Source organism: Planktothrix agardhii (assembly GCF_904830935.1).
Classification (GTDB): domain Bacteria; phylum Cyanobacteriota; class Cyanobacteriia; order Cyanobacteriales; family Microcoleaceae; genus Planktothrix; species Planktothrix agardhii.
In genome coordinates this window covers 4,144,723-4,159,091 of sequence record NZ_LR882952.1, presented here as the reverse complement: position 1 = coordinate 4,159,091, position 14,369 = coordinate 4,144,723, and the positions used below count along the sequence as shown (strand labels likewise).

General features: G+C 41.0%; 9 protein-coding genes. 3 read left to right on the top strand and 6 right to left on the bottom strand.

Going from position 1 to position 14,369, the window contains the following annotated elements; all coding sequences use genetic code 11:
• The first annotated feature begins 22 nt into the window (after nt 1–22).
• Both NMG88_RS19175 and larB read left to right on the top strand, forming a co-directional pair.
• Complete coding sequence (locus NMG88_RS19175; RefSeq protein WP_235766073.1) at nt 23–1,789, top strand: ABC transporter substrate-binding protein; 1,767 nt, start codon at nt 23–25, stop codon at nt 1,787–1,789.
• A gap of 15 nt (nt 1,790–1,804) precedes the next feature.
• Nucleotides 1,805–2,590 (top strand): nickel pincer cofactor biosynthesis protein LarB, encoded by a 786-nt coding sequence (gene larB / locus NMG88_RS19170; protein WP_235751954.1) that lies wholly within the window; start codon nt 1,805–1,807, stop codon nt 2,588–2,590.
• Between the two features lie 227 nt (nt 2,591–2,817).
• On the opposite strand, the gene NMG88_RS19165 is transcribed toward larB, so the two are convergent.
• Complete coding sequence (locus NMG88_RS19165; protein ID WP_026798133.1) at nt 2,818–3,429, bottom strand: GNAT family N-acetyltransferase; 612 nt, start codon at nt 3,427–3,429, stop codon at nt 2,818–2,820.
• Between the two features lie 300 nt (nt 3,430–3,729).
• Between NMG88_RS19165 and NMG88_RS19160 the strand changes: the two genes are divergently transcribed.
• Complete coding sequence (locus tag NMG88_RS19160) at nt 3,730–7,191, top strand: response regulator (protein ID WP_227351224.1); 3,462 nt, start codon at nt 3,730–3,732, stop codon at nt 7,189–7,191.
• A gap of 83 nt (nt 7,192–7,274) precedes the next feature.
• Here NMG88_RS19160 and minE read toward each other — a convergent pair whose 3' ends face one another.
• From minE to sbcC, 5 genes are all read right to left on the bottom strand, one after another.
• On the bottom strand, nt 7,275–7,724 hold the full coding sequence (gene minE, locus NMG88_RS22750) for a cell division topological specificity factor MinE (RefSeq protein ID WP_026785988.1): 450 nt from the start codon (nt 7,722–7,724) through the stop codon (nt 7,275–7,277).
• Nucleotides 7,725–7,780: 56 nt separating this feature from the next.
• Nucleotides 7,781–8,587 (bottom strand): septum site-determining protein MinD, encoded by an 807-nt coding sequence (gene minD / locus NMG88_RS19150; protein ID WP_042156256.1) that lies wholly within the window; start codon nt 8,585–8,587, stop codon nt 7,781–7,783.
• An 86-nt stretch (nt 8,588–8,673) separates the two neighbouring features.
• Nucleotides 8,674–9,507 (bottom strand): septum site-determining protein MinC, encoded by an 834-nt coding sequence (minC, locus tag NMG88_RS19145; protein WP_042156258.1) that lies wholly within the window; start codon nt 9,505–9,507, stop codon nt 8,674–8,676.
• Between the two features lie 193 nt (nt 9,508–9,700).
• Complete coding sequence (locus tag NMG88_RS19140) at nt 9,701–11,113, bottom strand: GTP-binding protein (protein ID WP_042156260.1); 1,413 nt, start codon at nt 11,111–11,113, stop codon at nt 9,701–9,703.
• Between the two features lie 95 nt (nt 11,114–11,208).
• The gene (gene sbcC / locus NMG88_RS19135; RefSeq protein WP_254035707.1) at nt 11,209–14,319 is read right to left on the bottom strand and encodes an exonuclease subunit SbcC; all 3,111 of its coding nucleotides are present in this window, start codon (nt 14,317–14,319) and stop codon (nt 11,209–11,211) included.
• Nucleotides 14,320–14,369: the final 50 nt, after the last annotated feature.

Here is a 14,369-nt window from a genome sequence, read left to right as displayed (position 1 = left end):
GAAATTAGCTAGTTTTTGTAACATGATTCCATTCAAAAGACATTGGTTCCAAAAGACTTTATTCATCCTCTTAGCCCTGGTTATGAGTGCCTGTAGTACCGCTCAATCCCAAATTCCGTCTCGGTTGGTGGTCGCCACGCCCAGCGGCCCAGCCACCTTTAATCCGCCCTTGAGTCAATCGGCCTATACCGTCTTTGGTTATTTGTATGACCCGTTAATTCAGGACGACCCCGTAACCGGAGAATTAATGCCGAAATCGGGGTTAGCCGAATCTTGGCAGATTTCTGATGATAAACAAAAAATTATTATTACTTTAAAAGACGGGTTGAAGTGGTCAGATGGAAAACCCTTAACCGTTGACGATATTATTTTTACCTATAACGATATTTATTTAAACGATAAAATTCCCAGCAGTTTTAAAGATATTTTACGAGTAGGAAAAAGTCGCAGCTTTCCCACGGTAAAAAAATTAGATAATCGTCGGGTGGAGTTTGCCGTTGCTGAACCCTTTGCACCTTTTTTACAATATGTAGCCGGATTAAGTATTTTACCCGCCCATATTTTAAAAGATTCAATTACCGAAACCGATAGTGAGGGAAACCCCAAATTTTTAACTACTTGGGGAACCGATACCAACCCCCAAGATATTGTCGGAAATGGTCAATATCGGATCAAAAGTTATACTCCTTATCAACGGGTAATTTTAGAAAGAAATCCCTATTATTGGCGAAAAGACGAACAGGGAAATCCCCAACCCTATATTGAAGAAATTGTCTGGCAAATTATTGAAAGTACCGATACTCAATTATTGGATTTTCGTTCCGGTTCCTTAGATACTTTAACCATACAAACGGAAACATTTCCCTTATTAAAACCCGAAGAAAAACGAGGGAAATATACTATTTATAATTCTGGCCCCGATATGGGAACCGTGTTCATGTCATTGAATATGAATCGGGGAAAAAATGCTCAAGGGAAACCCTTTGTTGATCCAATTAAGTCTAAATGGTTTAATAATAAAGCCTTCCGACAGGCGGTTTATTATGCCATTAATCGGGAGGTGATGAAAAATAATCTATATTTAGGATTAGGAGAACTGCAACATTCTCCCATTCCAGTCCAAAGCCCCTTTTATTTATCCCCAGAAGAAGGATTAAAAACCTATACACACAATCCTGAAAAAGCCAGAAAAATGCTAATTGATGCGGGATTTAAGTATAATGATCAAGGACAATTACTCGATAGTGACGGTAATATTGTTCGCTTTACCCTCTTAACCAGTGCCGGGAAAAAAATTCGGGAACAAATGGCTACCCAAATTAACCAAGATCTGGGTAAAATTGGAATTGAAGTTGATTTATTATTTCTCAGCTTTAATACCTTAGTCGAACGTCTTTCTAGTTCTCGCAATTGGGATGCCTATTTAGGAGGATTCAGTGGAGGAGGAATTGAACCTCACGGGGGTTATAATATTTGGTCAGTGCAGGGAAGATTACACACATTTAATCAGGGGCCCCAACCCGGAGAAACAGGGATTACCGATTGGCAAGTTTCCGATTGGGAAAAACAAGTAGATGATTTATTTGTGAAAGCTTCCCAAGAATTTGATCCGAAAAAACGGAAAGAACTCTATGGAAAGGCGCAGAAAATTATTTCCGAAGAACTGCCCCTATTATATATGGTAAATCCCCTCGCCTTTGAAGCCATCCGAGATCGGGTTGAAGGCGTTGAATACACACCATTAGGGGGAGGATTTTGGAATTTGTATGAACTCAAAATTGCTGAATAATCTGTTTAAATTCTGATGAATCCTGAAGCATTACAACAGTTACTTGAATCCGTTGCATCCGGTGAAATTACCCCGACTGATGCCTTAGATAAAATCAAATACTTTGATTTTGAACCCGTCGGAGATTTTGCCCGCATTGACCATCATCGAAAATTAAGAACCGGATTTCCCGAAGTAATTTGGGGATTAAATAAAACCCCGGAACAAATTATTAAGATTATCGAGGTAATGCGTCAGCGAAATCCGGTGGTGATAGCAACTCGAATTGAACCCCATGTTTATCAACAATTACAAGCCCAAATCCCCGATTTAAGATATTACGAAATCGCTAAAATTTGTGCTATTCACCCGGATGAAATTCCCCGATCTAATTCTACAGGAATAATCACGATTTTAACCGCCGGAACCGCCGATTTACCCGTCGCCGAAGAAGCTGCCATCACCGCTACCTTATCTGGTTTTGAGGTAAAACGGTTATCGGATGTAGGAGTTGCCGGAATTCATCGGTTACTAAGTAATTGGCCGATGATTGCCGATGCGGATGTGTTAATTGCCGTCGCTGGAATGGAAGGAGCCTTACCGACTGTAGTTGGAGGATTAGCCGATTGTCCGGTGATTGCAGTTCCCACCAGCGTCGGTTATGGAGCCAATTTTAACGGGTTAGCCCCCTTATTAACCATGTTGAATTCCTGCGCCACCGGGGTAGGAGTGGTGAATATTGATAATGGGTTTGGGGCGGCAATTTTAGCCTGTCAAATTTTAAGATTAGGAGAACGCTTAAAACGCAAAATTGAGCCTTAACCAAGGGTTCCCTATTAAGTAGTTACACAAAATAAATTACCTAGTTGAGAGAGGGAACACCGGAACAGCCCCCCCAAACCCCCGTGTACGGGGGGCTAGGGGGGAGGGAACAGGGTGGAAGATGTGTAATTAATTTTGTTTAGGTACTTATTACCCAAAACCCAAAACCCAAAACCCAAAACCTATTACCTATTACCTATTCCCCATTCCCCATTACCTATTACCTATTACCCATTACCAATCGGTTTTTGTAAAAACAAACGTCGAGGCTGCCCTAATAATGTGCAATTCCAACCCGAATCAATCTCAATTAATCTATAACCCATTTTATAATATAAACCTCGGGCTTGATGATTATTTTCTAAGACATGAAGATAAATATTAGAAAATCCCCAATGTTGGGCTGTTTGTTCACAACTTGCGAGTAATTTTTGGGCAATTCCTAGCTTGCGATATTGGGGATGAACGGCTAAATTAGAAATATACAAATAGCGAGAGGTTAAAGATAATTGCCAAGGATAACGCGATCGCAAACCGATTTCTATGGTTCCTAAAATCGAAGGTTGAGACGACCTGACCCCTGAAACCACAGCTACTAAACACAAATATTGATCTGTATTTGCCAATAAACGATAACGGGAATCCTCATAAATTCCTAACCGTAAAATCGGATAAATCCAGCCCAAAAGTCCCTCCTGGGAATGAAAACTCTCGGCCAAAACATCCGTTAATCCCGTTAAGTCCTCAGAGGTTGCTGGCCGAATTTGTAAACTAGAAAAATCCACAGAACTCCCTTTTTGTAGCGAATTTTCCTGTTCGGGCAGGTTTTTTGAACCCATGCCATTTCCGTAACCCCAGAAAAATGTGTTAGATCTCGAAGTGGAAAACAATTGATTCACAGTTTATCAATAGTGCAATATTAATTCCGATCCCCCTTTTTTGGGTAATCGTGACAGTTTTATACTTTCTGAAAGAATACGGGAATTCCGCGCCCAGAAGTATAGGGGTACAATAAATATTGTGCATCAATACCCTGATTGTGGTTTAACCCGTATTAGATAGGGGCTCCGAGTTAACATCCAATTGGTGAATTCTACAGATCATTGCCCCCTACATCCCTTGCAGCAGGAGTCCGGTGCATGAGTTCCCAGAAAAAATCTAAGCCGACGATCTTGGTTGTCGATGACGAACCCGATAACCTAGATTTGCTGTATCGCACCTTTCATCGGGAATACCGGGTGTTGCGAGCAGATGGTGGGCCAGAGGCGCTAAAGATTTTAGCGTCCGAGACTGACGTGGCGGTGATTATTTCCGACCAAAGAATGCCGCAAATGAGCGGGACGGAATTTCTGAGTTTAACCGCGGCCCAATATCCCGATATTATTAGAATTATCCTCACCGGTTATACCGACGTCGAGGATTTAGTCGAAGCAATTAACTCCGGTAAAGTTTTTAAATACGTTACCAAACCTTGGGATGCGGAAGAACTCAAAGCCATCGTTAAACAGGCCTTAGAAACCCATGGGGTTCTCAAATCCCGTACCGAAGAATTACGACGCGCCCTCCAACAAGAATCCCTCCTCTACGCCGTTACCAATACCATTCGCTCCGCCCCCAACTATCGGGAAATGCTGCAACGGATCGTGGAAACCGTTGGCCAAATGTTTGAAGCCCGCTATTGCCTGCTGCGGCCGTTTCAAGACGGGCAAATGGTGGATGAATGGTTTATGTATCAGTCGGGACGGCTAGATGCCACAGAAACCCCCGATAGTCAAAAGCCTTCCAAGAATTTATTACAATTATTAGTCTGGGAAACCACAGACGTCGAAGTGATTCAGGATGCAGTTAGGGATGAACGGATTTTATCGGTAACAGAACGTCAACAGGCCTACGATCAAACTCAAATTCGGTCAAGTTTAGTCGTCCCCCTATTCTACAAACTGGACTTAATGGCCGTTTTAGCCCTGCATCACTGCCAAGAACCCCATATCTGGCTTGACCACGAAGTGCAGTTAGTGATTACGGTTTCTGACCAAGCGGCTCTCGCCCTTTCCCAAGCTCGGGCCTATGAACAGGTGCGGGAACTGGCGAAACGGGAGGCCCTAGTTAATACCATTACATCGGCCATTCGTTCGAGTCTCGATCCGCGCACAATTTTCGGCGCCATTACCCAACAATTGGGAGAAGCCCTACAGGTGGATGGCTGTGCCTTATCCCTCTGGACAAGGGATGATGAATATGTTCAGTGTGTGGGGTTGTATGATGTAACTCGACAGGCTTCGATGGTTAGTGATGAATGGTCATCGGAAGCGTCTACTCCCGCCCCTAAGCTCTCCCCAGAAACCCTACCTCAGTCGGCCGTTCCGATTCGAGAAAATCCAGTATTACAAAAACTTTTACGCACCCGCCAACCCGTTGTTATTGATAACTTAGATCTGCAACCGGAATGTAAGATTGCTGAATTACCCCTACGTTCTGCTTCTAAAGCCCTAATGTTAGTTCCTTTGCAGTCAGAAGGTCAGATTATTGGTAGTATTTCCCTGCGACAAAATAATCGGATTCGTAAATGGCAGGAGTCGGAAATTAATTTAGTCCAAGTAGTGGCCGTACAAGCTGCTCTGGCGGTACAACAGGCTCGTTTATATCAAAAAACTCGACAACAGGCGCAACGATTGTTAGAAGCCGACCGGGTGAAAACGGAATTTTTCCAGAATATTTCCCATGAGTTTCGTACTCCTTTAACTTTAATGATTGGGCCGTTAGAATCGGCGATTAATCAACAGCAGGATTTACCCCAGGAACAGGCAAAAATAGCTTTAAGAAATTCCCGACGACTATTGAGGTTAGTCAATCAATTATTGGATTTACAACGATTTGATGCTGGACGAATGCAGCCAAGTTTTCGTCCCTGTGATTTGATTGCTTTTTGTCATAGTACCGTTGAGTCTTTTCAACTCTATTGTCAAAAGAAAGAAATTTACCTGGAAACTAATTTAAACCATTGTCCGTTGTTGTATTTGGATTTAGAACGGTTTGATAAAATTATCTATAATTTATTGTCTAATGCCATGAAGTTTACTCCCGCCGGAGGGACAATTACTCTCAGGGTGGAACCGATGGGAAATCATTGTCGTTTGCAGGTTACGGATACTGGAATTGGGATTAAACCGGAACAAATTCCCTATTTATTTGAACGGTTTAGACAAGCGGAAGGCTCGGCTAATCGTTCCTATGAAGGTTCGGGTTTAGGGTTGGCTTTAGTTAAGGAATTAGTCGAACTGCACAAAGGCCAAATTTCCGTAGAATCCGTGTATGGGAGAGGCACAACTTTTACGGTTTGGTTACAACAGGGAACTTCCCATTTACCAGGGGAACAAATATTAGAAATTCAGGCTGAATTAAATTCAAGTCGGGCATCGGTGGAGTTTGCCGATATTGATGTGGATGTAACCGATGGAGATGATTTTGATGGGGAAGAAACCCGTCAGGAGAATATGATTTTACCTGAAAATGGTTCCCTGACTAATTTAGTTTTAGTGGTGGATGATAACCCGGATTTACGCCGTTATGTCTCCAAAATTCTGCGTCAATCGGGTTATAATGTGGTAGTAGCTTGTAACGGGGTGGAAGGGTTTGAAATTGCCCAAAAATATCACCCAGAAGTGATTATTACGGATTTAATGATGCCTTTAGTCTCAGGGTTAGATTTAATTCGGTTAATTCGGAATAACCCGCAATTGAAGGGAACCCCGATGATTTTATTAACGGCTAAAGCCGATGAAGATACCCGTTTAGAAGGGGTGGAACGGGGGGCAGATGCCTATTTATCAAAACCCTTTAATGATCGGGAATTGTTGGCAGAAGTTAGAAACTTACAGTCTTTAAAAGAGAATGAGAGGCGTATATTTGAGTTAAATAGATATTTAACAGAGTCAGTATTGAAGCGATTTTTACCCGAAACCATGGTTAAAAAAGCCGCAACCGGGGAGTTATCTTTGGATATGAGTCCCGAACCTCGGTTAATTACGATTTTATTTAGTGATATTGTCGGATTTACCCAAATGTCGAATCAGTTACAATCCCAGGGAATTGCAGTGGTTTTAAATGAGTATTTAGCAGAGATGACCCGGGTGATTTTTGCTAATGGGGGGACGGTGGATAAGTTTGTCGGGGATGCGGTGATGGCTTTATATGGCGCCCCGGAGGAGTTATCGGCCGAAAAACAGGTAAAACAGGCGGTGAATTCAGCGAGGCAAATGTTGCGATCGCTTGATAAGTTAAATCAACACTGGCGAGAACAGGGCATTGTCGGGGAAAATGGGGTTGTCCCCGTGCGTTTCCGGTGCGGAATTCATATTGGGACGGCGGTTGTCGGGATGTTCGGATCTCAAGATCGTTCCGATTATACCGCCATTGGCCCGGCGGTGAATATGGCGGCCAGGTTACAGGAGGTTGCCCATCCCAATAGTATTTTAGTCTCTACGGAAGTGGCTAACTATCTCCCTCGGGGGGAAATTATCAGCCAAGAATTCCATAAATTAAAAGGCATTGGGGACGAAGTATTAACCCTGATGGTCAGTCCCGAACTCCCCCTTAATTAACCGTAGTGAGTCCTTTAGGACTCTAATACAAGCTATCCTATTACAAAAACTGGGTTGTTGCCCGTTTTACGGTGGGGTGGATGTCAATCTGGATTTTCTGTGCTTTTCTCCGGTGGAGGAGGAGGAGCTTTTAACTCGGATTTAAGTGAAGTAGATGGTTTGGGGGTTGGGGTTGGGGACGGTTGGGGTGAGGTTTCCTCAGTCTCCTCGTCTTTAGGAGATTCAGTTTTAAGTTCTGGAGGAGGAGATTCAGCCATGAATAATCCCCTTTGTTTAACCCGACGAATTAATAAATTAGCCACTAATGCGGTAGCTCGGTTATCACTTTCTAAGTTAAATTCTGAATCATCGGTATCTATTTCTACATAACGAGATACCACTTCCATGATTTCTTTTCGCATGGCTTCCACCATTTCCGCCGATAGATCAGCCCGGTCATGGGCTAAGACCAACTTCAAGCGTTGTTTAGCTTCCTCTCGACTGGTTTGATGATTTCGAGGAAAAAGTCTTTCTATGAGTTCATTAATTTTCATGGGGGTTTGGAGGATAAATACAGAAGCAGTCAGATCAACAATTTCAAGATATACTTTTAGCGAACTTTAGATGAAAGCAAACGACGCAGTTTAGCGAAAAACCCTTCTGGACGGGGGTTAAGGTCAAGGAATGCGACTTTTTCCCCTTCAATTCGACGCACCACATTCGTAAACGCTTGCGCCGCTTGGGAAGGATTTTCTGCTAATACTAAAGGTTCTCCTTTATTGGTGGAAACAATCACATTTTCATCATCGGGAACCACCCCAATTAAAGGAATTGCTAGAATCTCTTCCACATCCTGTACCGACATCATATCGTTGGCTTCCACCATTAAAGGCTTAATCCGATTAATTAATAACCGAATTTTTTTAACCGAATTTGCCTCTAATAAACCAATCACTCGATCCGCATCTCTAACGGCTGAAACTTCGGGAGTGGTGACAATAATTGCTTCTTTTGCCGGGGCGATCGCATTTTGAAATCCCTGTTCAATTCCCGCCGGACAATCAATGATAATATAATCATATTTGCCTTCCAACATCGCTACTAATTGCTTCATTTGATCGGGGGTAACAGCCTCTTTCATCCGATTTTGAGCCGCAGGTAATAACACTAAACGGGATTCTCGTTTATCTTTCACTAAGGCTTGTTCCAGGCGACATTCCCCCGATAAAACCTCCATTGCTGTATAAACAATCCGATTTTCTAAACCCAAGAGTAAGTCTAAATTTCTCAGACCAAAATCCGCATCAATTACCACAACACTGTGGCCCCGTTTTGCCAAACTCATACCCACATTAGCGGTACAAGTAGTTTTTCCCACCCCTCCTTTTCCAGAGGTAATCACAATAACACGACTCATATTTTAAAAATTTGTATTCAGCAATAATCGATCCGGTGTTCAGAATAACCTATTTTATTGACACCTGGCGCATCACCCATCACCCATTACCCATTTATATCCAGGGTCAACACTCTAGCCTTGGCCACTTCCTTCGCCGGACTAATCCGAATCCCGGTGGTATTGATATAGGCGACTTCCGGGTAAAAATGTTCTGGGGTGATTTCTGGCCCCCGCGCCACCTGATCCGCAATCCGAATTAACTTAGGTTCCATTTGCAAAGCCATAATTAAACTATTGGGATTTCCTTTAGCCCCGGCGTGGGCATTTCCCCGCAACCGTCCCCAAATAATAATATCGCCATCGGCAATCACCGAACTACCCGGGTTCACATCCCCGACAATTACAATGGTTCCTGGGTGACGAATATCCACACCAGAGCGCACGGTCATTTTCAAATATAACGGTTCTGCTAAGGGGGCTGTAGTCGTCTCTAACACTGGTTGAGCCAAGGTTTCCCGTTCCACATCCTGATCGACGCTATAGCCCGCCATAGCTGCTGCTACTGCGGTTTGACGGCGACTGGTTTTAACCCGTTTCAGTTGCAGTTGAACTTCCGTTAGCGCCTCAGCAATATCTTGGAGTTGACGCCCATCTAATAACCGATTTTCTGCCATTAGATAAACTTCCGTATAATCTTGTTCTGCGTGTTCACCCCCGTTGAGGCGATGTTTTAACTGTTGCCAGAGTTCTGTCCAGGTATTATTAAGGTTGGCATTGGTCTCGATATCTTCACGGTTGTTTTCCGGTGGTAAAAATAACAATAATCGTCCGGCTTCGGTTTTAAACCGAACTTGTAAATTAGGATCAATCTCAGGTGAAATTACAGGAGATTCGGATTTAGTTATGATCGATTCAGAGATTGGAGTATCCAAAGACATATTAGAAGGGAATAGGGATCACGGATTTAAGAGGATTTCACGGATTTCACGGATTTTAATCTGTGTTAATCTGCGTAATCCTTTAATTATTGTAAGCGATCAGGGACAATCCCTAACCCCCCAGTAGAAACGTTACAGGCAAAGTCTCTACTGGGGAAAATGCTAAAATATATAATTTTAATTCCCAACAGAATTAAATTTCCTTAATTTTTTTTTGAAGATTAATTTTTTTCCATAATTCCTGTTTAATTCGGTTCATAATTGAAGTTTCATCTAAGGTTTCTAAAATATTTTGAACCACAGCTTTTGGCCCTTCTTCTCCCCAGGATGCACCATTGGCTAAATAGGCTTTTGTTACCTGTCCAATCGCATAACCAGAAACCCCGGCGATCGCAGCTTGGGGAATAGCAACAGATAGATAGGGAATTAATGATAATCCCCCGGTAGCTGTGGCCGTTAATCCTAATATACTTTTTAAAGAACTTAAACCAAAATTTGCGACTAATTCACTAGCAGTAATTCCTCCCATACTTAGGGCAATTTTTTGTAATAATTCTACCGCCCCCTGTTGAGTCATGGAAATTCCATAAAGTTTAGATAAGGTCAATATTAAGGCCACATCGATTACCGCCCCACTGAATAAATCAATCATCATCATTGGGTTTAAGGCGATCGCAATTGATTTAGTCATCACCCCATTCCAAATTACTCGATTAGCACTTGCTTCTCGAATTTCCATTTTTCGCCGGACTAATTTTTCATTCACATCCCCGGCATATAACATCGTATTTAAGGCGACTAATGATTTCCCTTCCCGATCCAAAATCTCTAAAATTTTTAACTTTAATTCCTCAATTTGAGGTTCTCCTCGAGTAATTTCGGCGATTAAAGTTCCATCGGGACGACGAATAGCTTTAGCGATTAAAGGAGAAGCCGCCGCCATCACAATTTCATCGGGAGACAACAATTCTTTGACTCTTTCATCTCTAATTTTTTCATAAATTGCCTGTCGATCAGCTTCGGGATATTGATCAATTTTATTAAATACTAATAACATCGGTTTTCCCGCTTCTCGTAATTGCGAAAGCGCATCATATTCAACTTGGGTAATATCTCCAGCAATAACAAATAATAATAAATCAACTTGTTGCGCTACCTGACGAGCAATTTTTTCGCGGGTTTCCCCATCTACCTCGTCAATTCCTGGGGTATCAATCAGTTCAATTTGACAAATTCTATAGGAAACCGTAGGAATATTAGATATTTGGTTATCGGTCATTTCCCAGGGCTGAATTTGAGTGGTTTGGGTAACACCATGAATTGGGCCAGAAATAAATACTTCTTGACCTAATAAAGCATTTAATACCGAAGATTTTCCCCTTCCAACCATTCCAAATACCGCAATTTGTACACAGGTACGGTCTAATTTATCCATCATTCTTTGCAAACCCCCAATATCAGGTTCTAAACCTTCTCTTTCCGTGGGAGTTAAGTCAAGATGGTCTACAATATCGCGGAGGGCGTCTTGAGCATGACGTAAATTTAATTCCGCTTGTAGGTCAGTGAAACTGAGTAGGGTTGTATTAAGTTCGTCATCCAAAGTCATAAAAACCTCGTTTTGTTAAGTACCTAAACAAAATTAATTGCATATTCTTGACCTAAATTTCCAAGCACTTTTTTCAGGATTTGCTAGTTATGTAATTAAATTGAGAGATAAATTTGAGAACCTTGGCTAGTTTTATTAACTTCAATTCTAGCTTGAAAAGCTTCTTTTAAACTAGGAATATGGGTGACAGTCAAAATACAAGCAAAATCAGAAGCGATCGCATTAATAGCCGCAATTAAACGATCGCAACCTTCAGCGTCTTGAGTTCCAAATCCCTCATCAATAATTAACATTTGTAGAGAAGTTCCCGCCCGTTGTGCTAATAGTTTTGCTAAGGCTAACCGAATGGCAAAATTAATTCTAAAGGCTTCCCCTCCAGAATAGGTTTCATAGGAGCGAGTTCCCCGCGCATCTGCGATTAGAATTTCTAAGGTTTCAATCATTTTAGGAGCATTTTTTGAGGATTTACTACCCCGTCCGCTAGTACGTTGGGTAACAAATTGAACATGGAGTTGATTTGAGGATAATCGAGATAAAATTTGATTGGTTTCTGCTTCTAATTGGGGTAAAACATTCTCAATCATTAGGGCTTGAATTCCATTTTTACCAAAGGCTTTTGCTAATTCATCGTAAACTCGATATTGACGGCGGGTGGTATCTAATTGGGTTTTAATTTCGATTTGTTGAGCGTTTAAATTATCTAATTGAGTTTGTTGTTGTTGTAAACTGCCAAATTGTCCTAAATAATGATCTAATTTTAGTCGTTGTTGTTGAATTAATTGCTCTAATTGTTTTAATGATTCTGTCGGGTCGGGAGTTTCTTTTAATTGTTCTTGTAATAGTTCAATTTGTCCTTGGATTGCTTGTAGGTTTTTTACCCGTTCTTGGGTGATGGTTTCTAACTCTTGAAGGCGTTTTTGCAGGATAGGATATTGTTGTTTGGCTTGGTTTAATTGTTCGGTTCTAGTTAACCAAATTTGAGCTTGACGCAATTCTGTACGGATGCGATTATGCTCCTCAACATTATAACCCATTTGGTTAATTTTTTGCTCTAAAATTATAATTTTTTGTTGAATTTTAGAGTTGTTTTTTTCTTCAGTTAAACTTTGGGTTAAGGATTGAATTTTGGTTTCTAATTCTGGTTTTTGAGTATTAATTTTGGTTAATTTGTCTTGAGCATCTCGAATTTGACTATATTTAATTTCCGCCCAACGCCACCGTTTTTCCTCATTCCTAGCTAACGCATGGCTTTGTTCATTATAATTGAGTTGGCTTAATTTATGCTCTAGATCCTGTAATTCTGCATATAAATCCGTTGCATAATTACCCGTATCTAAAATATTTTGAACGGCTTTTTCTTCTAAAATTAATTGTTGTAATTGCTGTTCATCTTGATCTAATCCTTCTAACTGAGCTTGAATTTTTCCTCGGTGTTCTCGCAATTCTTCATAGGGTAATAAATCCTCTTGAATTTGTCGATATTCTTCCTGTAAAATCTTAATTTCTCGATCCGCAACTACTAACTGTTCATGGATCATCCAAATTTCATTTCTGAATTCCTGTTGTTGATTTTGCTGTTTAGAAATAACTAAATTCCAGTGATGTTCGTCTAGGGGGCGATCGCAAAGAGGACAAGGGGGAAACTGCGATCGCAATAACGGTAATTCGGCGGTTTCTGTTTCCTCGGATTCCGATTTTGATAATAGTTTGATCTTCTGATCTAGTTCGACTAATTTTTCTTCATAATCCCGTTTAACCGTATTCAAACGGTCAATAAAATTATGGCGCTCCTGTCCTTTTTCTCGAACTCGTATTTGATAAACTTTTTTCTTATCCAGTTCAATAATTTTATTAACAATAGTTTGTGATTGTTGTTCTAATTGGGGGCGATGATGTTTGATAGTACGTTGCAATTTTCCGACGGAGGTTTTTAATTCGTCTAACCGTGCTTGTTGACGAGATTGAGCCCGATCTAATTCCGTTTGTAAGCGTTGACGCTGTTGTAAAATGGGAGTAACTTCTAATTGTAATTGATCAAACTGAGTCAAACGATTACGAGCGGTTTGTAACTGTTCTAATCCCGCTTCAATATCAGTTTTTTGGCTTAAAATTTGTAAGTAATCTTGTTCCTGTTGGGTTAACGCTTCTAAACGAGCTTGTAGACTTTGAATTTGCTGTTGTAAGGTGTTTAGATGTTGGCGTTGTTGTTCTTGTAATTGTTGGCGTTGTTGTTGGGAATCTTGATAGATTTTAAATTGAACCGATAGGGTTTCTTCGGTGGTTTGTAGGGTGATAAAATTATTATATCCGGTTTGAATTTCCGTTTCTTGTTTTAATACTGCTTCTAATTCTTGACGTTGCTGTTGAGTAGTAACTAATTCCTGTTGTAATCTGCGATAGTCTTGAGCAAAGGTTTGATGCTGTTGTTGTTGTCCTGTTAATAACTTTTCCCAAGATTGACGATGATGTTGTTGGGCTTGTAGTTGTTGATATTGATCTCGATCTTGGGCTTGTTTTTCCTGAATCTGATCAATGGTATTTTGTAGTTGAATAATATCCTGTTCCAGTTGACCTTTTTGGTCGATTTGGACTTGATTACTGGTTAAGGTTTGTTCTAAAATTTCCGCTTGGGATTTATAACTTTTGGCTAAGTCTTTGGCTTTATCTGATAAGCCATCATATTGATCTAATTTTAATAAATTAGCCAGAATTTCTTTACGTTCGGCGGGACGTTTGATCATAAATTCATCGGCTTTTCCCTGACGCAAATAGGCGGAATTAGTAAAGGTATCATAATCTAGTTTTAAGTAGTCTATAATTTTCTGTTGAGTGGGGGCTATTCCCTTTTCTGTAAGGGTGCGAAACTTAATTTGATCTAAATCTTCAATTTCTTGTAAAACGGTGGTTGCTACTTGAAATTCTAAGGTTCCCGATTGACCACGGCGGCGGTTACGAATCACCCGATATAAGTTTCCCTGACTAATAAATATAAAATCGACCTGGGTTTCTAATTCTCCCATATAGATAATATCATCCTTCGATTCTGCCCGACTTTCCCCCCAAATTGCCCAAGCCATTGCTTCTAATAAAGATGACTTTCCTGACCCGTTGGAACCGCAAATACAAGCGGTATGTAATCCACTAAAATCTAGGGTCGCTTCTCGATAACTCAGGAAATTTTTTAGGGTCAGTTTTTGGGGAATCATAGGTTTTCAAAACTGGAAATAGGGAATTTTTGGGAGGTTGCTGTATTGTT

Bases quoted from the DNA above. Each gene is read 5' to 3' on its own strand.
- NMG88_RS19175 (WP_235766073.1), top strand. From the start codon at position 23: ATGATTCCATTCAAAAGACATTGGTTCCAAAAGACTTTATTCATCCTC.
- larB (WP_235751954.1), top strand. From the start codon at position 1,805: ATGAATCCTGAAGCATTACAACAGTTACTTGAATCCGTTGCATCCGGT.
- NMG88_RS19165 (WP_026798133.1), bottom strand. From the start codon at position 3,429: ATGGGTTCAAAAAACCTGCCCGAACAGGAAAATTCGCTACAAAAAGGG.
- NMG88_RS19160 (WP_227351224.1), top strand. From the start codon at position 3,730: ATGAGTTCCCAGAAAAAATCTAAGCCGACGATCTTGGTTGTCGATGAC.
- minE (WP_026785988.1), bottom strand. From the start codon at position 7,724: ATGAAAATTAATGAACTCATAGAAAGACTTTTTCCTCGAAATCATCAA.
- minD (WP_042156256.1), bottom strand. From the start codon at position 8,587: ATGAGTCGTGTTATTGTGATTACCTCTGGAAAAGGAGGGGTGGGAAAA.
- minC (WP_042156258.1), bottom strand. From the start codon at position 9,507: ATGTCTTTGGATACTCCAATCTCTGAATCGATCATAACTAAATCCGAA.
- NMG88_RS19140 (WP_042156260.1), bottom strand. From the start codon at position 11,113: ATGACTTTGGATGACGAACTTAATACAACCCTACTCAGTTTCACTGAC.
- sbcC (WP_254035707.1), bottom strand. From the start codon at position 14,319: ATGATTCCCCAAAAACTGACCCTAAAAAATTTCCTGAGTTATCGAGAA.